The sequence below is a fragment of the Clavibacter michiganensis genome (assembly GCF_021216655.1).
Lineage (GTDB): Bacteria > Actinomycetota > Actinomycetes > Actinomycetales > Microbacteriaceae > Clavibacter > Clavibacter michiganensis.
Window position 1 is genome coordinate 2,059,712 of the sequence record NZ_CP080437.1, and the last position, 19,138, is coordinate 2,078,849.

Annotated in this window: 20 protein-coding genes and 1 tRNA gene; 13 read left to right on the forward strand and 8 right to left on the reverse strand. The window is 70.9% G+C overall.

What is annotated here, in order from left to right; genetic code table 11:
- Positions 1–148: 148 nt before the first annotated feature.
- Both K0V08_RS09625 and K0V08_RS09630 read right to left on the reverse strand, forming a co-directional pair.
- Positions 149–871, reverse strand: a complete 723-nt coding sequence (locus tag K0V08_RS09625) for an ABC transporter ATP-binding protein (protein ID WP_079534107.1) — start codon at positions 869–871, stop codon at positions 149–151.
- Complete coding sequence (locus K0V08_RS09630) at positions 868–1,965, reverse strand: ABC transporter permease (RefSeq protein WP_079534105.1); 1,098 nt, start codon at positions 1,963–1,965, stop codon at positions 868–870. Before K0V08_RS09630 ends, K0V08_RS09625 begins: the two co-directional genes overlap by 4 nt.
- Before the next feature lie 149 nt (positions 1,966–2,114).
- Between K0V08_RS09630 and K0V08_RS09635 the strand changes: the two genes are divergently transcribed.
- Together K0V08_RS09635 and K0V08_RS09640 are read left to right on the forward strand one after the other, a co-directional pair.
- Entirely contained in the window at positions 2,115–3,290 is a 1,176-nt protein-coding gene (locus K0V08_RS09635; RefSeq protein WP_079534103.1) for a sensor histidine kinase, read from the forward strand.
- Positions 3,291–3,911: a response regulator gene (locus tag K0V08_RS09640; RefSeq protein ID WP_079534102.1), complete on the forward strand. Its 621-nt coding sequence runs from the start codon at positions 3,291–3,293 to the stop codon at positions 3,909–3,911.
- Positions 3,912–4,020: 109 nt separating this feature from the next.
- On the opposite strand, the gene K0V08_RS09645 is transcribed toward K0V08_RS09640, so the two are convergent.
- The 4 genes from K0V08_RS09645 to K0V08_RS09660 form a co-directional block, all read right to left on the reverse strand.
- Positions 4,021–4,881, reverse strand: a complete 861-nt coding sequence (locus tag K0V08_RS09645; RefSeq protein WP_128516973.1) for a hypothetical protein — start codon at positions 4,879–4,881, stop codon at positions 4,021–4,023.
- A gap of 463 nt (positions 4,882–5,344) precedes the next feature.
- Positions 5,345–6,616, reverse strand: coding sequence for a hypothetical protein (locus tag K0V08_RS09650; protein WP_128516972.1), 1,272 nt, complete (start codon positions 6,614–6,616; stop codon positions 5,345–5,347).
- A gap of 288 nt (positions 6,617–6,904) precedes the next feature.
- A tRNA-Ser gene (locus tag K0V08_RS09655) sits at positions 6,905–6,994 on the reverse strand.
- Between the two features lie 56 nt (positions 6,995–7,050).
- The gene (locus tag K0V08_RS09660) at positions 7,051–7,632 is read right to left on the reverse strand and encodes a hypothetical protein (RefSeq protein WP_079534100.1); all 582 of its coding nucleotides are present in this window, start codon (positions 7,630–7,632) and stop codon (positions 7,051–7,053) included.
- Between the two features lie 168 nt (positions 7,633–7,800).
- Between K0V08_RS09660 and K0V08_RS09665 the strand changes: the two genes are divergently transcribed.
- The gene (locus K0V08_RS09665) at positions 7,801–8,442 is read left to right on the forward strand and encodes an HAD family hydrolase (protein WP_079534098.1); all 642 of its coding nucleotides are present in this window, start codon (positions 7,801–7,803) and stop codon (positions 8,440–8,442) included.
- A 52-nt stretch (positions 8,443–8,494) separates the two neighbouring features.
- Here K0V08_RS09665 and K0V08_RS09670 read toward each other — a convergent pair whose 3' ends face one another.
- Positions 8,495–9,223 (reverse strand): GAF and ANTAR domain-containing protein, encoded by a 729-nt coding sequence (locus K0V08_RS09670; RefSeq protein WP_079534096.1) that lies wholly within the window; start codon positions 9,221–9,223, stop codon positions 8,495–8,497.
- Between the two features lie 50 nt (positions 9,224–9,273).
- Positions 9,274–9,957, reverse strand: a complete 684-nt coding sequence (locus tag K0V08_RS09675; RefSeq protein ID WP_231689069.1) for a GAF and ANTAR domain-containing protein — start codon at positions 9,955–9,957, stop codon at positions 9,274–9,276.
- Positions 9,958–10,378: 421 nt separating this feature from the next.
- Between K0V08_RS09675 and K0V08_RS09680 the strand changes: the two genes are divergently transcribed.
- The 10 genes from K0V08_RS09680 (at position 10,379) to kdpB (ending at position 19,122) form a co-directional block, all read left to right on the forward strand.
- Positions 10,379–11,104, forward strand: a complete 726-nt coding sequence (locus K0V08_RS09680; protein WP_079534092.1) for an NADPH-dependent F420 reductase — start codon at positions 10,379–10,381, stop codon at positions 11,102–11,104.
- 9 nt (positions 11,105–11,113) lie between these two features.
- The gene (locus K0V08_RS09685; protein ID WP_079534091.1) at positions 11,114–11,914 is read left to right on the forward strand and encodes a sulfite exporter TauE/SafE family protein; all 801 of its coding nucleotides are present in this window, start codon (positions 11,114–11,116) and stop codon (positions 11,912–11,914) included.
- Between the two features lie 77 nt (positions 11,915–11,991).
- Positions 11,992–12,261 (forward strand): helix-turn-helix domain-containing protein, encoded by a 270-nt coding sequence (locus K0V08_RS09690; RefSeq protein ID WP_079534089.1) that lies wholly within the window; start codon positions 11,992–11,994, stop codon positions 12,259–12,261.
- Entirely contained in the window at positions 12,254–13,573 is a 1,320-nt protein-coding gene (locus tag K0V08_RS09695) for a HipA domain-containing protein (RefSeq protein WP_079534087.1), read from the forward strand. The genes K0V08_RS09690 and K0V08_RS09695 overlap by 8 nt, the downstream gene beginning before the upstream one ends.
- Positions 13,574–13,699: 126 nt before the next feature.
- On the forward strand, positions 13,700–14,353 hold the full coding sequence (locus K0V08_RS09700) for an RAD23 family protein (protein WP_079534085.1): 654 nt from the start codon (positions 13,700–13,702) through the stop codon (positions 14,351–14,353).
- A 37-nt stretch (positions 14,354–14,390) separates the two neighbouring features.
- Complete coding sequence (locus tag K0V08_RS09705) at positions 14,391–14,915, forward strand: putative immunity protein (RefSeq protein ID WP_079534083.1); 525 nt, start codon at positions 14,391–14,393, stop codon at positions 14,913–14,915.
- Between the two features lie 130 nt (positions 14,916–15,045).
- Entirely contained in the window at positions 15,046–15,198 is a 153-nt protein-coding gene (locus tag K0V08_RS09710; RefSeq protein WP_227266698.1) for a hypothetical protein, read from the forward strand.
- Positions 15,195–15,299 (forward strand): K(+)-transporting ATPase subunit F, encoded by a 105-nt coding sequence (gene kdpF, locus K0V08_RS09715; RefSeq protein ID WP_041464319.1) that lies wholly within the window; start codon positions 15,195–15,197, stop codon positions 15,297–15,299. Before K0V08_RS09710 ends, kdpF begins: the two co-directional genes overlap by 4 nt.
- The gene (gene kdpA / locus K0V08_RS09720; RefSeq protein ID WP_079534081.1) at positions 15,299–16,975 is read left to right on the forward strand and encodes a potassium-transporting ATPase subunit KdpA; all 1,677 of its coding nucleotides are present in this window, start codon (positions 15,299–15,301) and stop codon (positions 16,973–16,975) included. Before kdpF ends, kdpA begins: the two co-directional genes overlap by 1 nt.
- Positions 16,972–19,122 carry a potassium-transporting ATPase subunit KdpB gene (gene kdpB / locus K0V08_RS09725; protein ID WP_079534079.1) on the forward strand — a complete coding sequence of 717 codons (2,151 nt, stop codon included), beginning with the start codon at positions 16,972–16,974 and terminating at the stop codon, positions 19,120–19,122. Before kdpA ends, kdpB begins: the two co-directional genes overlap by 4 nt.
- Positions 19,123–19,138 lie beyond the last annotated feature (16 nt).

Below are 19,138 nucleotides of genomic sequence, written 5' to 3' on the forward strand. Positions count from 1 at the left end.
CGCTCGGAGGAGGGCCAGGCGCCCATCATGGCGGTGCGCGGTGGACGGCGGCCCGCGATGTCCCGCATGCGTGCGCATGAGGATCCTCCGGGCGGCTGTGCGGGATCCGAGCGTCGCGCCGGGAGCCGCGCCCGGGCCGCCGCGCGGGTCAGCGCGTCGCGGCGACCGCCCCCGCCGCCCGCGCGCCGCCGGCCTCCTCGACGCCCGCGATCCGCCCGTCCACCACCGTCACGAGCCGGTCGAGCGCGGTGCGGTGCACGAGGTCGTGGGTGACGAGCAGGGTCGCGGTGCCCCGCTGGTGGCTGAGCTGCGCGATGAGGTCCATGATCTCGGCGCCGCGCTCCTGGTCGAGCGCGCTCGTGGGCTCGTCGACGAGGAGCACGGACGGGTCGTTCACGAGCGCGCGGGCGATGGCCACGCGCTGCCGCTGCCCGCCGGAGAGCTGCGCGGGGCGCTTGCCGGCGTGCGCGATGAGGCCCACCGCGTCCAGCAGGGCATCGGCCCGACGACGGACGGCGGCCCGGTCCCGACGCCCACCGCCGAGCTCCGCCATCACGAGCAGCTGCTCCCGCGCCGTGAGCGACGGCACGAGGTTCGACTGCTGGAACACGATCCCGATGCCGTCGCGCCGCAGCGCCGTCGCCTCCTTCTTGCTGAGGGTCGCGGCGTCGACGTCGCCGATGAGCACACGGCCGGAGTCGGGCCGGATCAGAGTGGCGGCGACCGCGAGGATCGACGACTTGCCGGACCCGGACGGCCCGGTGATCCCGGTGACGACGCCCGCGGGCGCCGTGAGCGTCACGTGGTCGACCGCGGTGATGCGGGAGTCCCCGTCGGGGAAGGTGAGGGTGACGTCGTCGAGGTGGATCATCGGTTGCTCCCGAGTGCGGTGAGGGGGTCGGCGTGGGTGACGGTGCGGAGCGCGACGGCGGCGCCGGCGAGCCCGAGGACGGCCATGGCGGCCGCCGGGAGGAGGGTGGTGAGCGGGCTCAGGAGGAACGGGATGGTGCCGCCCGCGAGCGCGCCGAGGCCGACGACGACGGCCATGCCGACGCCGATCCCGAGCACCAGGACGACGAGCGCCTGCCCGAGCGCGTCGCGGATCAGGGACGCGTCAGACGCGCCGAGGGCCTTCAGCACGGCGATGTCCCCCGCCCGCTGCATCGTCCACACGGTGAAGAACGCGCCGACCACGAGGGCGGAGACGCCGAACAGCATCGCGATCATGAGGGCGAGGGATCCGATCTCCGACTTGAACGTCTCGAGGGCGCCGAGGCTCGCGAGGGCCGGCGACGCGGAGGTGCGGGTGGCGCTCGCGGCGGCGGACCAGTCGGGGGATCCGGAGACGGCGAGCACGGTCGCGTCGCCGTCGCCGCCGAGCCGCTTGTCGGCGTCGGCCCAGGCGTTCGGCGTGAGCGCGACGACGGGGGTGTGGCTGTAGGAGGCGTCGCCGCCGATCGCGGCGACGTCGTAGGCGGCGCCCGCGATCGTGATCCGGTCGCCGACGGCCGCGTGCAGGGCGCGCGCCGCCTCGGACGACAGCCCGACCTCGTCGTCCGCGCTGGGCGCCAGGACGGTGACCGTGGAGGACGGCGCGCCGTGCGGGACGCCGAAGAGCGCGACCGCGACCGCATCCGCATCCGCGCCGCCGGCAGCTCCCGCGCCGGTCGCCCGACCCTGCGCGATGCCGATCGGCGTGACCGCCGTGACCCCCGCGGTGCCGCGCCAGGCCGCGACCGTGGCGTCGTCGAGCGAGGACTGGGAGAACGACGGCTGCCCGGAGTCCGGCTGGGCGAGCACGAGGCGGTCCCCGGGGAGGCCGAGCACGGCCGACACGTCCTGCCCGGCGAGCCCGCCGGTCAGGCCCGCGAGGAACCCCACGAGCAGGGTGATCAGGGCGACGACCGCGCCGATGAGCACGAACCTGCCCCGGGCGAATCGGAGATCACGCCAGGCGACGAACACGATGGATCCTTCCGGCGCCGGGGCCCTTCCCCACCGCCGAGATCAGCCTCGCCGTCGGGCTCCCCGCATCCATCGGGGAGAGGTTCGCTCCCTGCTTCCCACTTTCGATTGATCCGGACGGGCCGCGCCCGCCGTACGCTCCAGGGGACATGGCCCACAGCACCCTCTCCCCCGTGTTCGTGGGGCTCCGCACCGGACTGCACGTGCTCGTCGCGGCGCTGCTCGCGCTGGTGGTGGTGCGCGTGCTCGTCGCGGACTCGCCCCGCATGGTGGCGGCGCTCGCGCTGGCCGCGGCGTTCGCGGTGCTCTACCTGCTGGGCGCCCGCGTGCGGCTCGTGCGCGAGTCCCGCCGGGCCGCGGTCGGCGCCGTGTGGATCACCGCGCTCACCGCCGCGTGGATCGCGCTCCTCGTGCTGGTGCCGGATGCGGCCTACCTCGTCTTCCCGCTCTTCTTCCTCTACCTGCACGCGCTGCCGCGCGCCGCCGGGCCGATCGCCGTGGTGGTCGCGACGCTCGTCGCGGTGGTGGCGCTCGGGCTGCACGGCGGCTTCACCATCGGCGGTGTGATCGGCCCGCTCGTCGGCGCCGGGGTCGCGCTGCTCATCGGCCTCGGCTACCGGGCGCTCGCGCGCGAGTCGGCGGAGCGGGAGGCGCTCCTCGCGGAGCTCATCGCGACGCGCGACCTGCTCGCCGCGACGGAGCGGGAGCAGGGGGTGCTGACGGAGCGCGCGCGGCTCGCGCGGGAGATCCACGACACCGTCGCGCAGGGCCTCAGCAGCATCCAGATGCTGCTGCACGCGGCGGAGGCGGCCGACGGCGACCGGCCGGGCCTCGACCACATCCGCCTGGCCCGGGCCACCGCGGCCGACGGGCTCGCCGACACGTGCCGGTTCATCCGGGAGCTCGCTCCGCCCTCGCTCGACGCGGGGCTGGCCGCGGCGCTCGGCCGGCTGAGCGCGCAGTGGCGCCGGGAGGGGCTCCGCATCGACGTCGCGGTCCCGCCGCTCGAGTCGCCGCTGCCCATGGACGTGCAGACGGCCCTGCTGCGGATCGCCCAGGGAGCGGTGGCGAACGTCGCGCAGCACGCCGACGCGAGCGTCGTGGAGATCGGGCTCGCGGTCACGGCCGCCCACGCGACGCTCACCGTGCGCGACGACGGGATGGGCTTCGACCCGGCGCGCGTCGGCGCAGACGCCGGCGCCTCCGACTCGTTCGGCCTCCGCGCCATGGCGCAGCGCGTCGAGCAGCTCGGCGGCACCCTCGACGTCGACAGCGCGCCCGGCCGGGGCACCACCATCACCGCGATCCTGGAGGTCGAGCCCTAAGTGATCCGCATCGTCATCGCCGACGACCACCCCGTGGTCCGCGCCGGCCTCCATGCAGTGCTCGACGCCGCGGCCGACATCGACGTCATCGGGGAGGCGGCGACGCCCGCCGAGGCCGTCGCGCTGGCGGCGTCCGAGGATCCCGACCTCGTGCTGATGGACCTCCAGTTCGGCCAGGAGCGCACGGGCGCGGACGCGACCCGGCAGATCCGCGCAGCGGAGGCGGCGCCCTACGTGCTGATCCTCACCAACTACGACAGCGACGGCGACATCCTCAGCGCGGTCGAGGCGGGCGCGAGCGGCTACCTCCTCAAGGACGCGCCGCCCGCGGAGCTGCTCGCGGCGGTGCGCGCGGCCGCCGCCGGCGAGAGCGCGCTGGCGCCCGCGGTCGCGAGCCGCCTGCTCGCCCGGATGCGCGCCCCGCGCGTGAGCCTGTCGTCGCGCGAGATCGAGGTGCTCCGGCTCGTCGCGGACGGCGCGTCGAACACCGACGTCGCGGCTCGCCTGCACATCACCGACGCGACCGTGAAGTCGCACCTCGTGCACGTCTTCTCGAAGCTCGGCGTGAGCTCGCGCACCGGCGCGGTCGCGGCAGCGCGGGAGATGGGGGTGTTGCGCTGAGGCGCGCACCCGCTCGGCGACGACCCCGCGCAATACGAAGGGCCCCGGTCTCCCGGGGCCCTTCGCGCTGATCACGGCCACTTACGAAATCGGTGTCAAGCTGGCCGATCTAGAGTCCTTTCGATCTTTCTGGGTTACCCCGACGGTCAGGTACGGCGGGGCGATGCCGATCAAATGGCATGTTACTGATGCCCTCCAGGCCCTCCGTTATTACAGAGCCCGTGATTTTAGTCAGCGTAAGCACTGCCAGTCGCAAAAGCTGGCGGTGCTCCACCGTAAACAGATGATCGAATGAGGAGTACAAGTGCTTGTCACCGCCAGCCAATCCCTCAAATACGGACAACTCTGCCGTTTGCAGTAGCTGACTCGAAATCGAACCATTAGCCCTCAAGGACTCAACCAGATCGAGGTAGCGATCAACCCATATCGGAGGCACCGCAACCAAGTCCAATAACTTCGGTACGTCAACATCTATTTTACCAACACCGCTTACTGATACATAAGCGTCATGTAACGACTCAACAACGTGTCCGAATAAATTATCGGCACTTTCTAAAACGGTGAGAAGATCACCCGCATCTGATCCACCTACCGTCAACGCGCGTTCTATCTTATCCTTGAGCATCTCACGCGGCATCACATCGAGGCGTTGAGCATCACTTAGCGCAGCCAGGAGGAGCGCCATAAGAGCATGTCCACCGACTGTGAAGTTTGCCGGCACGGGTAGGGACCCCTGGTCAGCCGTCACGCTCCCTAGCTGCATCAATTGAACCAGTATTGTCAGCGGATCCGCAAACAGTGCATCATGCCGAAGGAAGCCGACAGTCCCAGTATCGATATATCCAAGCCCTTGAATTTGCTCATCTGTTCGCTTCTCAGCGAGAGCACACTCCGCGCCACCGACATGAGCAAAACGATCAGGGACCCAGCTTACCGCAGCCTCAAGTTGCGAAAGCTGCTTTGTGTCCATTGCTTCAATACCCAGTCGCCTGGCCATTAGCCTCCCGCGTGCACTGATAGTCTGGCGCACCAAAACAGCACGCGGTCCACGCATATATGCCCGTAGGCCTGACAACCACAACAGTCGGTCAGGTTCCTTCGACTGGCCTTTGCCAGATTTGCACTCTAATATCGATCTGCCGAAGCGCAGTCTTGAATCCACATCCACCGCGACGACATCTAAGTCCGTAAGCACATCACGCCCAGCTTCAGCCTCAGCGCGAACCGGGACCCTCAGCCTGACTAAGGCCCCTTCGGCAAATTCGACCCGACCCACCCGGCACTCAAGGTCAAAGCCGGGATCATCTTGACGAAGCTCCCGCCTGCGAGCGTATCCGCGAGACATACTGCCGGCGCGTGGCCCCATAGGATCGTTTACTTTGCTCGAATCTTCCGGCTGCTCCGAGTCCACGCTTGAACCCCCACCCTGCGCGTTACGCATCCGACGCGCGCCTCGAAGTGGCTGCCTGACGAACGGCTGCGACCAAACGCTTTATGTCCTTGTCATTCGTACTCGGAACCATCACTAGACGCGCCCTCTCTGATTCCAAGTGCCTGTACCGCTGTTGAGCAGAAATGGAGCGCGCTGTATTGTCCGCAGGCGAACGACCTGCCGACGGGCGATTCTCGAGGATTTTGAGCGAAGCCTCAGCCACGTCGGCCTGCAAGAGCTCGAAAGCATACCTACCCTCTCCGCGCCCAGGTACGACCCGAACGATACCAGCCGTTTCGAGCATCGGATAATCAGTCCCGATAGGCGACGCGTTTCCGGCCCTCCCGTTGGTGAGCAAAGAACGGATAAACGCATCCGGCTCGGTAAGCTTATATGCTGGATAGGTCGCTGCGTAAACCATGGAACCCACGAGTTGTCGAACATGCCCTGATGAGTCATTTGGGACATTGCCAAACGCATCATTTTGCAAGTGCGGCGTGAATAGGAACCGGCGTTCGTCTCCATTGCTCGTGGCGACGACAGATCTTTGAATCAAGCCCTGACTTACGCCAAAGTCTATCCACCGCTGCTCAGTACTTAGGACCTTATCTTCAGGGAGCCCCTGGGATGCTTGCACCTCTTCAATGAGGCTTCCAACTTCTGTCTGAATTCTTGAATCTTCAACGCGAAGAGCGGCGATAGCGACTTCGGCCGCATTCTTCCAAACGTTCGGGTTGAATACCACCGTGCGCCCGTCGTCCGCGCCTACCTCGCGAACCAGATTGATAGCTTCAAGTGCTCGAAGAGCAGCTTCAGCAACCTCATCACCAAACTCTGCTGCGGACTGTAGCGCAGCGTTCCTCTCAAGCGGAAGCAGTGTCGTGGCCCTAAGTATCGCAAGTGACGCCCGCCCTAGACCACTAAGAGAAACCATTGCTAATACCTTCTGTGTAGAAGCAAGAATCTCAGACACCGGAGGAACGGCTTCTTCAACCGCATAGGTGACACCGTTGGTATCTTTTGAAAGACGCACCCATCCTAGTGCCTCCAGGGCAACCAAGAGACTACTTTTGGCTTCGTATGCGTTGATGCCCGCATCGCTTGCGATCGCTTCGATTCGGACAAGCGATGATACGCCAGAACCGCGGATGCGAAAAGCGAGATCGTAGAGTTTTCCCGCAAACTGTATTTCGCCGAGACTCGATGTTGTCGCGTTGGTAGCGTACGCACCAAGGTGTCGATGAAGCCCAATAAGCAGTTCGACGTCTTCCACGCGCGCCTCTTCCCTGTAGCGGCGCAAGGTGCTTCAGGCGCCGATGCCGATTAGTTCAGCGATCAAGGTCAACCGCCACAACTGATCAAGTATGAGCCCTGGCATCAATCCAAACCATCCCCCCAACGAGTGACTTACGACCATGCGCATCTTGGACTTTGCACAAAGTCGTGGGGGCGATTGAAGATGCGTCGCCGCGACGACCCCTAGAACGACGAAGGGCCCCGGTCTCCCGGGGCCCTTCACGCGGATCGGCGGATGCGCGCGAGGCGCGGTGCCGGATCCATCTGGCGGTGGCGGTGGGATTTGAACCCACGGTGGAGTCTCCCCCACACACGCTTTCGAGGCGTGCTCCTTAGGCCGCTCGGACACGCCACCGGGATCGAGTGTAGTACAGGGCGGCGGCACGGCCGCACGGGGCGGGCGGGCGCGGATCAACGCACGTGCGCCAGCGCGCGCACGACGACGGGCACCTCGACGCGCACCGGGACGGACGCGATGCAGGCCGCGCGCGGGAGCGTCACCGGCGTCGACGCGTTGACCACGCGGATCCCCCGCACCTCCACCGCGGCCGGCACGGGCACCGCGATGAGGTCGCCTGCCGCGAGGTCGGCGGGAAGCCGGACGGCCTGGCCGCCGACCTCCGCGGGGCGCGCCGCGGCGGTGGACGCGCGGCCGATGAGCCGCGCCTCGGCCCAGGCGCAGGCGAGGCCGGCGACGTCCGCGTCGACGAGGAGGGCGCGCGGGGAGCCGTCGGTCGCGGGGGCGACGGCGAGGATCCGCAGCACGACCGCCGAAGCCGACGCCGTGCGCGACGCGTGTCCGCTGCTGCCCCGTTCGACGGCGGCCGCCGTGGTCGTGCACGGCGTCCCGCGCCCCGCGGCGAGCGCGACGAGCGACACGTCGCCGACGCGCAGGTCGGTCGTGGTGGCGACGGTGCCCGCGGGCCATTCGGCGGCGGCGAGCGGATCCGGGATGCTGCGGCGGAGCGACGGGAGGATCGCGGTGAGGGTCATGGCAGCAGGTCTACCGCCGCGGACGGCCGCGGGACCCGGCCCTGACGGAAGCCGTGCGCCCGCGGGCCCGACCCTCACGGGATCCGCACGGCCGTGGACGCCGCGGGCGCTCCGGACGCGCAGCGGGCATGCTCGAGGGATCCCGTCCGCTCGTCCCGAAGGAGACCCGTGCCCGAGAACCGCGACCCCGCCCTCCCGTGGCTCCTCTTCGACATCGGCGGGGTGCTCATCACTCGGCCGGACGACATCGGGGCCATCAGCCGCGCGCTCGATCCCGATGCCCCCGGTGGCGAGGACGCCGAGGCCCGCGTCCGCGACGCGTTCGACGCGCACCGCGAGCAGTACGACCGCGGCGGCAGCGCGCGGGAATTCTGGGAGGCCGTCGCCCGCGACCTCGACCTGCCCGCGCCCGGCGAGGACGACCTCGCGGAGCTCGTCGCGATCGAGCAGCGCCGATGGGCATCGCCTGGTGACGAGACGCTCGCCGCCCTGGATCGCGCCATCGCCGCCGGGTACCGGCTCGCGATCCTCTCCAACGCGCCGCACGAGCTCGCCGACGTGCTCGAGGACCCGGCGGGCTGGGGCGCGCGGTTCGACGTGGTGCTGGTCAGCGCCCGCATCGGCACGGCCAAGCCCGACGCCGACATCTGGCCGCTCGCCGCGGAGCGCCTCGGCAGCCCGGCCGACCGGATCGTGTTCGTTGACGACAAGCCCGCGAACGTCGACGCCGCCCGAGCCGCCGGCATCCACGCCCACGTCTGGGAGGGCCTCGGGACGCTCGACCGGATCCTCGCCGGCACGCTCGCCTGACGCGGCAGCGGGCCGAGCTGGGACGCGACGGGCCGGGACCCGGGCCCGGACCCTAGGGCCGCGCGGCCGCCGGGATCGTCAGCCGACCCGCCACGATGCCCGCTGCGACGACGTGCATCGCCGTGCTGGTGCCCCGCGCCTGGCGGCGGATCAGCTGGAACGCCTCGTCCATGTCGACGCCGTGGGTGTGCGCGATGACGCCCTTGGCCTGCTCGATCACCACGCGGCTGTCGAGCGCGTGGCGGAGCTGGTCGTGCACGACGGTGCTGTCGCGGATCGTCCGCTCCTGCAGCACGCTGATCGTCGCGACGTCGGCGAGCGCCTGCGCGGCCGTCGCGTCGGCCGCGTTGAGCGCTCCCTCGTGGTCGCGGAAGAGGTTGAGCGAGCCGATGACCTGCCCGCGCAGCCGGAGCGGGATCGCGTGCACCGACACGTACCCGGCGCCCGCCGCCTGCGCCGCGAAGGCCGGCCAGCGGTGGGCGATCTCGCGCACGTCGACCACGGACACCACCCGGCCCGTGCTCACGGCCTCGACGCACGGACCCTCGCCGGCCTCCAGCTGCATCAGCCCGACGAGACGGCTCTTCTCGCTCGTCGACGCGACGACCTCGAGGTGCTGGACGTCCGGCCCGATGATGATGCCGGACGCGCTCGCGTCGAACAGCAGCGTGGTCTGGTCGACCAGCGTCTGGAGCAGCTCGAGCACGTCGAAGTCGCTCACGAGCGAGTCCGCGAGGCTCACGAAGGTGTGGACGAGCAGCTCTTCCCGGGTCTCCGGCATCGTCGTGCTTCCTCTGGGTCGTTCGGGCGGTGGGTGGTCGGTGGTCCGCATCAGCGGGCCGGGGTGAAGTCGAGGATGCGCCCGACGACGTCCTCGGCCACGTCACGCACGGGGCGTCCGGTGGCGAAGGCGTGCCCCCGGATCACGAGGAGCGCATCAGCCGGGGGGATGCCCATCTGCGCGACGACCATCCCGGTGGCTTGGTGCACCTCGCGACGCGAGTAGCGCCCCTCCCAGCCGCCAGTCTCCTCCTGCCGGACCTCCGCGGCCAGGAGCGCGCGGCGGAGGACCTGGCGGGCGACGATCCGGGACAGGGTGGTCGCATCCGACACCTCCTGGGTGGAGATGTCGCGGGCGGTGCGGGAGTAGAGGTCCACCGCGCCGAGGCTGAGGCCCGCGACGACGAGCGGGAACGCGAAGACCGCGCCGAGGCCCGTCTCGTGCATGGCGCTGCGGGCGAGCGGCCAGGACGTGGCGTCGGATCCCTGCACGTCGGGCTCCAGCACGGGCAGGCGGGTGGTCATCGCGTCCCAGCACGGGCCCTCGCCGAGGTCGAGCTGGATCTCGTCGAGCCGAGCCGCCCCGTCGTCCGACGCGCACACGGTCTCGCTGCCGAGCGGATCCCCGAGGGTGGAGACGGCGGCGCCGGTGACGCCGATGGCGGCGACGAGGGGGCCGCACAGGTCGGCGCCGGTGGACGTCGCGCGCTCGAGGGCCTCCGCGGCGTCGGCCACGAGACCGCGGCTAGGCATGAGCCGCCGCATGCGGGGATGTGCGTGTCATCACGAAAGCCTCCATGGCCCGTCGAGTCCGCGAGGTGGGTCGCGGAGCGCAGGGACTGGGTACCGACCGCACGCCAGCCTAGCGCCGCGGTGGAAGCACGGGCGGTGGTGACGAGGCCGGCGGGCCCGCGTGCGCGGACCCGCCATCAGCGGGGTCTGGGCTGACTTCATGAGGCCTCTGTGCCCGGTCGGTGGCGCATGCCGCGGCTGAGCGTGTGTGCGGGTACCGGATCCACGACCGAGGGTCGGATCGAGGTTCGGATGGATCCCGCTCTCGATCCTGCGTCGTGATGCCGCAGGACCTCGAACGACGCTAGGCCACGTCGGGGTCCGTGGTCGAGCGGGCCACGCAGGTCTGCGCAGAATGGATCCCATGACGTTGCGCCACGACCCCTCCGACCGATCCGAGACCCCCGCGTCGGAGGCGGCGCGACCGGCCACCGTGGGGATCCTCGGCGCCGGCAAGGTCGGCACAGTCCTCGCCCGCCGCGCGATCGCAGCCGGGCACGAGGTGCTCATCTCGGGCTCCGGGGACCCGTCGCGCATCGCCCTCATCGTCGACGTGCTCGCGCCGGGCGCCGTCGCCACCACCTCGGCGGATGCGGCCGCGCGCGCCGACGTCGTGATCCTCGCGCTGCCCCTCGGCAAGCTGCCCTCGGTGCCCGTCGCGGAGCTCGCCGGGAAGCTCGTGATCGACGCCATGAACTACTGGTGGGAGGTCGACGGCCATCGCGACGACCTCGCGAACCCCGCCTCCTCCACGAGCGAGCTCGTGCAGGACTCCCTCCCCGACTCGACGATCGTCAAGGCCTTCAACCACATGGGGTACCACGACCTCGACGAGGGACCCCGTCCGGCAGGCGAGCCCGGTCGCAAGGGCATCGCGGTCGCGGGCGACGACGACCGGGCGCGCGCGACGGTGGCCGCCCTCGTCGACGCGTTCGGCTTCGACCCGGTCGACATCGGCCCGCTCGCCGCGGGTCGCGTGCTCGAGCCGGGCCGCTCGCTCTTCGGCGTGAACGTCGACGCCGACGAGATCCGCCGCCTGGTCGCGCTCGAGTCGGCGGACGTGCGCTCCGCCTCCCCCGCCGCCGAGTAGCGACCGCGCATGGACATCGGCGGCTCCCTCGGCGAGATCACGCTCACGGTCGCGCTGCTCATGATCCTGGCGGCGCTCGCGGCCGGATGGATCGACGCGGTCGTGGGCGGCGGCGGCCTGCTGCAGCTGCCGGCGCTGCTGCTCGTGCCGGGGATCACGCCGGTGGAGGCGCTCGCGACCAACAAGCTCGCGTCGCTGTTCGGCACGTCGACGAGCGCGGTCACCTGGTACCGGCGCACGCATCCGGATCTCCGCACCGCGCTGCCCATGGCGGCGGTCGCGCTGGCCGGCTCCTACGGCGGCGCGAGCCTCGCGGCGCTGCTGCCCGCGTCGGTGTTCAAGCCGCTCGTGGTGGTCGCGCTGATCATCGTCGCCGTCGTGACCATCGCCCGCCCGAAGCTCGGCGACGTCGCCGCGCTCCGCCACACCGGCCGGAAGCACCACGGGATCGCGGCGCTGCTCGGCGTGGTGATCGGCTTCTACGACGGGCTCATCGGACCCGGCACGGGCACGTTCCTGATCATCGCGCTCATCACCGCGCTCGGCTACGACTTCGTGCTCGCGAGCGCCAAGGCGAAGATCGTGAACGTCGCGACGAACCTCGGCGCCCTCGCCTTCTTCATCCCCCAGGGCCACGTGCTCTGGGCGCTCGCGCTCGGCATGGGCGTCGCGAACATGGTCGGCGGCTACGCGGGATCCCGGATGGCGGTCGCCCGCGGCAGCCGCTTCATCCGCATCGCGTTCATCGTGGTGGTCGCGGTGCTCATCGTGAAGGTGGGGTCGGACGTGGTGGCGGAGTGGGGCGCGTGATCGATCGATCACCCTTGACCCGGTGATCGATCGATCACATACTCGTAGGTGATCGATCGATCACCCGAGGAGGAGGCATGGCCAGGACCACGCGCACGCTCGCAGCCGAGCTGCGCCACCGGCGGGAGGAGCTGGGACTCACGCAGGCAGGCGTCGCCGGACTCGCGGGGGTCTCGCGGGAGTACGTCGTGCGCCTCGAGAGCGGGAAGCTCCGTTCCGAGCTCGGGTCGATGATGCGCGTCGTCCGCGCGCTCGGATGCGAGCTGAACCTCGCGGTCGACCCGCGGGCCGCGGATGCCGGCTCGCCCACGCCGTTCGACCAGCCATGGGAGGACGACGATGAGTGAGGCCCTGAGCGTCTACCTCGACGGCCGGTTCGCCGGGCGCTACGAACGGACGACCGCGGGTCGCGTCGGCTTCACCTACGACGCCGCGTACGCCGAGAGGCTCGGAGCGACGCCGCTGTCCATGTCCCTCCCCTTCGGCGCGCGCCTGCCGCCCCGGGCGGTGGACGCCTACTTCTCGGGGCTCATCCCCGAGGGCGCCGACGCGTTGGAGCAGATCCGACGGACGCACGGGCTGCGGACGACCGCCGATGCATTTTCCGTCCTCCGCCACATCGGGCGCGATGCCCCGGGGGCCGTGCAGATCCTGCCCGAGTCGCAGGAGGCCGACGACGACGCCCGCGCGCAGGGTGACGTGACGGAGCTCTCGCCCGACGAGCTCCGCGGCCTCATGTCCGATCTGGGATCCGGCGCCGGCGCCACGCCCGCGATGCTGCAGGGGCGGTGGTCGCTACCGGGCGCGCAGCGGAAGGTGGCGCTGCACCGGCTCGCGTCCGGCGTATGGGGGATCCCCCGTGACTCCACGCCCACGACGCACATCCTGAAGCCGGCGATCCCGGGCTTCGCGCATCACGACGTGAACGAGTTCCTGACGATGCGGGCGGCCGCATCGCTGGGGCTCGACACGGCGCGCACGGACGTGCTCGACCTGGGAGACGGGCTCTCCGTGCTGGTGTCGCACCGCTACGACAGGATCGAGGTCGACGGCCGGTGGCGTCGGCTCCACCAGGAGGACCTCTGCCAGGCGCTCTCCGTGATGCCTGCCCGCAAATACCAGGACCAGGGCGGCCCCGGGATAGCGCAGGCCGCCGACCTCGTCAGCGAGTTCGAGTACCCGGCCGAGGCCGCATCCGCCCGAGCGCGCTTCTTCGACGCGGTCGTGTTCAACGTGGCTGCGTGGGCCACGGATGCGCATGCCAAGAACTTCTCGATCATGCTGCGCGGGAACGGCCAGCAGCTCGCCCCGCTCTACGACCTCGCCACCTACGCGCCCTACGGCGGCGGCCCCCAGGCCGAGCGCTCCGCGATGAAGGTCGGGGACGAGTACCGGCTGTCGGCCATCGGTCGCCGTCACCTGCAGAAGGCGGCCCGACGGCTGCAGGTCGACGCGGATCTCGCGGATGCGCGGATCGACCGCATCCGCGACGGCATCACGGCCGCGTACGCGGAGGCGGCGGCTGACTTGGCGCACCTGCCCGCGCTCGCCGCCCCGGCTCGGACCATCGTGGACGCGGTGCACGCGAAGGCGGTCGAGCGCGGGTGGACGACCGCAGCGACGAGGATCGACCTCGCCGAGTCCGACGGCGGGGCGTGACCCGGACCCTCGACGCGCGCCGCCGTGCCCCGATCGCGGGCCTGGTGATCCGGTGGCCCCGCCCGTAGCGTCACGGATGAGGCGCACCGTCGGCGAGCGCACCCGGTCGACGAGGGAGGATCCCGCATGCACCGCATCGGATCGGCGCTGCTGGTGGTCGCGCTGTGCGCGACGGCCGTGGGTGGGCTCGCGCTCGCCACCACCCCTCGTCCGGACGCGCTGTCGCCGCAGGCCGCCGCGTCCCCTCCTGGGACGTCGGATCCGACGCCGTCGCCCTCCGAGTCACCGACACCCGCACCGGCGGCGACCTCCGTCGATCTGTCGGCGGGCTGGCGGGGCCCGGTGAACGGCGTCCTCGCGGGCATCATGGAGGACTTCCCGGACGACGTCACCGAGGCGTGGCTGGAGGGGGACGTGCCGACCGTGGCGTCCTCCGGTGCCGCACCCGCCGAGGTCGTCGAGCGGCTGCGCGCGCTGGACCGTCCCTTCGCCGTGCAGGAGGGCCTGGGGATCTCGAGCGTCCAGCTCAACCAGGTGGTCGGCGCCCTGAGCGAGCGCACCCTGGCGGTCGCCCCCGACCGCACCTTCGCCGTCAGCGCCTTCGTGCGCGACCGCGTGTTCACGGTGGACATCGGCGCATCGACCTCCGACGACGCCTCCGATCTGCGCATGGACGTCGACGAGCTCGAGGACCGCATCGGCGCCGGCATCCCGGCCGCCGACCTCGCGGGGTTCGACGTCGTCGTCACGGTCGACCCGCGCTTCACGATCGGGCACTGACGAGTCGCCGGCCAGGCTCTCGGAAGGGATCCCCCGCATGCCCATCCTCCCGAAGGAGCGCGACCCCGCCCTCATCACCGTGCGCCGCGGCGGCACGCTCACCGACGACGACCACCGGCTGCTCGCGACGTGGGCGGTCGCGTGCGCCGAGCACGTGCGGCCGCTGTTCGAGGCGGAGCGACCCGACGACCCGATCCTCCGCGCGACGCTCGAGGTCGCGCGCGGCTGGGTGCGCGGCGAGGTCCCCATGAAGGATGCCCACCAGCAGTCGTTCCGGGCGAACGCGGCCGGGAAGGGGCTGCCGGATCCGGCGCGGTTCGCGGCGCTCGCTGCGGGTCAGGCGGTGGCGGTCGCCCACGTCGCGGCGCACGACCTCGGAGCTGCGGCATACGCGATCCGCACGGCGAGCGCCGCCGCCCCGCCCGCCGATCGGGACGCCGCCCGTGACGCCGAGTGCGCCTGGCAGCGCGAGCGGATCCCCACCCACCTCCGCGCCGCCGTCCTCGCCGACCAGCGCGCCCGCTCGAGCATCTGCTGGGGCGTCTTCGACGACCTCGTCTGACGCCGTCGGCGTCGCGATCCCGGGGTGACGCCCGCCCGCCGATCCCCCGCGTAGGAGTGTCGTGAGGTTCCCCGCAGCCCCGTGAGCAAACCGTATGGATGCGTGAGGACGCCCGCGCGCGAGGTGTCTAGTGGTCCTCCGTGCCCCCGCCGGGCACCCGCGTCCGACCGGCCGCGGCACCCCTCCTGGAGGATCCCCCGTGCTCGACCTCGTGTACATCGCAGGCGCCATCGTCCTGTTCGCCCTCGTCGCCGTCGTCGGCCGAGGAGTGGAGAAGCTGTGATCACCTCGTTCGCCGACGCCGCCGGCCTCGCCGCCGCCGTGCTCGGCATCGCCTCCGTGGTGTACCTCGTGTACGCCCTGATCCGCCCCGAGAAGTTCTGATGGACACGCTCGCCGGCATCCTCCAGGTCGCGTCCGTCGTCCTGGTCCTCGTCCTCATCCACCGCCCGCTGGGCGACCTCATGGCGCGCATGTACGAGTCGCGCCACGACTCCCGCGTCGAGCGCGGCATCTACCGCCTGATCGGCGTGGATCCCCGCTCCGAGCAGACCTGGCCCGCCTACCTCCGCGCGGTGCTCGCGTTCTCGCTCGTCGGCGTCCTCGTCGTGTACGGGCTGCAGCGCCTCCAGGCGTTCCTCCCCTACGCGCTCGGCCTCCCCGCCGTACCCGAGGGCCTCTCCTTCAACACGGCCGTCTCGTTCGTCACCAACACGAACTGGCAGTCGTACTCGCCCGAGGCGACCATGGGCTACACGGTCCAGCTCGCCGGGCTCGCCGTGCAGAACTTCGTCTCGGCGGCGGTCGGCATCGCGGTGGCCATCGCGCTCGTCCGCGGGTTCGCCCGCACCCGCACCGGCACGATCGGCAACCTCTGGGTCGACCTGATCCGCGGATCCCTCCGCCTGCTCCTCCCGCTCTCGCTCGTCGCCGCGGTGGTGCTCATCGCCGGCGGCGTGATCCAGAACTTCGCCGGCTTCCAGGACGTGGCGACCCTCGCGGGCGGCTCGCAGGCGATCCCGGGCGGTCCGGTGGCCTCGCAGGAGGCCATCAAGATGCTCGGCACGAACGGCGGCGGGTTCTTCAACGCGAACTCCGCGCACCCGTTCGAGGACCCGACCGCCTGGACGAGCGCGTTCCAGGTGATCCTGATGCTCGCGATCCCGTTCTCGCTCCCCCGCACCTTCGGGAAGATGGTCGGCGACACCCGCCAGGGCACGGCGATCGTGGCCGTCATGGCGACGATCTTCGTGGTCTCCTTCACCGCGCTCACGATCTTCGAGCTGAACGGCCAGGGCACGGCGCCGATGGCCGCCGGCGGCGCGATGGAGGGCAAGGAGCAGCGCTTCGGCATCATCGCCTCGACGCTGTTCGGATCCGCGTCGACGCTCACCTCGACGGGCGCGGTCAACTCGATGCACGACTCGTACACGGCGCTCGGCGGCATGATGCCGATGATCAACATGATGCTCGGCGAGGTCGCCCCCGGCGGCACCGGCTCGGGCCTCTACGGCATGCTCATCCTCGCCGTGATCTCGGTGTTCGTCGCGGGCCTGCTCGTCGGCCGCACGCCCGAGTACCTCGGCAAGAAGATCGGGCCGCGCGAGATCAAGCTCGCGAGCCTCTACATCCTCGTCACGCCGATCCTCGTGCTCGTCGGCACCGCGCTCAGCTTCGCGATCCCCGCCGTCCGCGACGACGTGGAGGGCACCTCGATCCTCAACAGCGGCCTGCACGGCCTCTCCGAGGTGGTCTACGCGTTCACCTCGGCGGCCAACAACAACGGATCCGCGTTCGCCGGCCTCACCGCCTCGACGCCGTGGTTCAACACGGCGCTCGGCGTCGCCATGCTGCTCGGGCGGTTCCTCCCGATCGTGTTCGTGCTGGCGCTCGCCGGATCCCTCGCGGCGCAGGACCGCATCCCCACCACATCGGGGACCCTGCCCACCCACCGGCCGCAGTTCGTCGGCCTCCTCATCGGGGTGACGGTCATCGTGACCGCTCTCACCTACTTCCCCGTTCTCGCGCTGGGTCCCCTGGCGGAAGGGCTCGCATCATGACCGCCATGACCACCCCCGAGGCGCCGGCCGAACCGGCTCCCGCCTCACGCGCTCGGGCCATCGACGCCCGGCAGCTCGCCGAGGCGCTCCCCGGCGCGTTCCGGAAGCTGGATCCGCGCCTCATGTGGCGGAACCCGGTGATGCTGATCGTCGAGGTCGGCGCCGCGTTCACCACCGTCCTCGCGATCGCCGAGCCGTTCACGGGCGGCGCGGGATCCTCCGGCGGCAGCGCCGTGCCCGCGACCTTCACGGCCGGGATCGCCCTGTGGCTCTGGCTCACGGTCGTCTTCGCGAACCTCGCGGAGTCGGTGGCCGAGGGCCGCGGCAAGGCGCAGGCCGACAGCCTCCGCAAGACCCGCACCAGCACGATGGCGCACGTCGTCGCGTCCTACGACGCCTCCGGGGATCCCGGCGCCGAGCGCGCCGAGCTCCGCGAGGTGTCGAGCGCGGACCTCACCCTCGGCGACACGGTCGTCGTGGTGGCCGGGGAGTCGATCCCGGGCGACGGCGACGTGGTGTGGGGCATCGCCTCCATCGACGAGTCGGCCATCACGGGCGAGTCCGCCCCGGTGGTCCGCGAGTCGGGCGGCGACCGAAGCGCGGTCACCGGCGGCACGCGCGTGCTGAGCGACCGGATCGTGGTGCGCATCACCTCGAAGCCCGGCGAGACCTTCGTCGACCGCATGATCGGCCTCGTCGAGGGCGCGTCGCGCCAGCGCACGCCGAACGAGATCGCGCTGAACATCCTGCTCGCGAGCCTCACGATCGTGTTCGTGATCGTGGCGCTCACGCTCAACCCGATCGCCTCCTACTCGGCGGCCACCGTCAGCGTGCCTGTGCTCATCGCGCTGCTCGTCTGCCTGATCCCGACCACCATCGGCGCGCTCCTCTCCGCCATCGGCATCGCCGGCATGGACCGCCTCGTGCAGCGCAACGTGCTCGCCATGTCGGGCCGCGCGGTCGAGGCGGCGGGCGACGTCACGACGCTGCTCCTCGACAAGACCGGCACCATCACGTACGGCAACCGCCGCGCCAGCGAGCTGATCCCCGTGGGCGGCGTGACGGGCGACGAGCTCGCCCGCGCCGCGGCCATGTCGTCGCTCGCGGATCCGACGCCGGAGGGATCCAGCGTCGTCGACCTCGCGGTCGCGCAGGGCGTGGACACCGCGACGCTGCCCCGCGGCGTCGACGTGCCCTTCACCGCGCAGACCCGCATGTCGGGCGTCGACCTGCCCGACGGCCGCATCGTCCGCAAGGGCGCGTCGTCCGCCGTGTTCGCCTGGATCGAGGAGGGCGGCCGCGCGCTGCCGAAGCTCGTCCGCGACGAGCTCACCCGGACCGTCGAGGCCGTCTCCAACGGCGGCGGCACCCCGCTCGTCGTCGCGACCAAGGACGCCGACGGATCCGGCCGCGTGCTCGGCGTCGTGCACCTCAAGGACGTCGTGAAGGACGGCCTCAAGGAGCGCTTCGCGGAGCTGCGCGCGATGGGCATCCGCACGGTGATGATCACGGGCGACAACCCGCTCACCGCCCGCGCCATCGCCGCAGAGGCCGGGGTCGACGACCACCTCGCCGAGGCCACGCCCGAGGACAAGCTCGCGCTCATCCGCAAGGAGCAGGAGGGCGGCCGCCTGGTCGCCATGACCGGCGACGGCACCAACGACGCGCCCGCGCTCGCGCAGGCCGACGTCGGCGTCGCGATGAACACGGGCACGTCGGCCGCGAAGGAGGCCGGCAACATGGTCGACCTCGACTCGGACCCGACGAAGCTCATCGACATCGTGCGGATCGGCAAGCAGCTGCTCATCACCCGCGGCGCGCTCACGACCTTCTCCATCGCCAACGACATCGCCAAGTACTTCGCGATCATCCCGGCCATGTTCACGGGCGTCTTCCCGCAGCTCGCGGTGCTCAACGTGATGCAGCTGCACTCGCCGGCGTCCGCGATCCTCTCCGCGATCATCTTCAACGCGCTGATCATCGTGGCGCTCATCCCGCTGGCCCTGAAGGGCGTGGCCTACCGGCCGCTCAGCGCCTCCAAGGTGCTCAGCCGGAACCTGCTCGTCTACGGGGTCGGCGGCGTGATCGCGCCGTTCATCGGCATCAAGCTCGTCGACCTCGTCGTCAGCCTGATCCCCGGCTTCTGACACCCTCCCCGATCAC

Excerpts from the sequence above, each read along its gene's own strand:
- K0V08_RS09645 (WP_128516973.1), bottom strand. The coding sequence starts at position 4,881 with ATGGACACAAAGCAGCTTTCGCAACTTGAGGCTGCGGTAAGCTGGGTC.
- K0V08_RS09690 (WP_079534089.1), top strand. The coding sequence starts at position 11,992 with ATGGCCAGGACCACGCGCACGCTCGCAGCCGAGCTGCGCCACCGGCGG.
- kdpB (WP_079534079.1), top strand. The coding sequence starts at position 16,972 with ATGACCGCCATGACCACCCCCGAGGCGCCGGCCGAACCGGCTCCCGCC.
- K0V08_RS09670 (WP_079534096.1), bottom strand. The coding sequence starts at position 9,223 with ATGCCGGAGACCCGGGAAGAGCTGCTCGTCCACACCTTCGTGAGCCTC.
- K0V08_RS09660 (WP_079534100.1), bottom strand. The coding sequence starts at position 7,632 with ATGACCCTCACCGCGATCCTCCCGTCGCTCCGCCGCAGCATCCCGGAT.
- K0V08_RS09705 (WP_079534083.1), top strand. The coding sequence starts at position 14,391 with ATGCCCATCCTCCCGAAGGAGCGCGACCCCGCCCTCATCACCGTGCGC.
- K0V08_RS09635 (WP_079534103.1), top strand. The coding sequence starts at position 2,115 with ATGGCCCACAGCACCCTCTCCCCCGTGTTCGTGGGGCTCCGCACCGGA.
- kdpA (WP_079534081.1), top strand. The coding sequence starts at position 15,299 with ATGGACACGCTCGCCGGCATCCTCCAGGTCGCGTCCGTCGTCCTGGTC.
- K0V08_RS09685 (WP_079534091.1), top strand. The coding sequence starts at position 11,114 with ATGGACATCGGCGGCTCCCTCGGCGAGATCACGCTCACGGTCGCGCTG.
- K0V08_RS09625 (WP_079534107.1), bottom strand. The coding sequence starts at position 871 with ATGATCCACCTCGACGACGTCACCCTCACCTTCCCCGACGGGGACTCC.
- K0V08_RS09680 (WP_079534092.1), top strand. The coding sequence starts at position 10,379 with ATGACGTTGCGCCACGACCCCTCCGACCGATCCGAGACCCCCGCGTCG.
- K0V08_RS09700 (WP_079534085.1), top strand. The coding sequence starts at position 13,700 with ATGCACCGCATCGGATCGGCGCTGCTGGTGGTCGCGCTGTGCGCGACG.
- K0V08_RS09695 (WP_079534087.1), top strand. The coding sequence starts at position 12,254 with ATGAGTGAGGCCCTGAGCGTCTACCTCGACGGCCGGTTCGCCGGGCGC.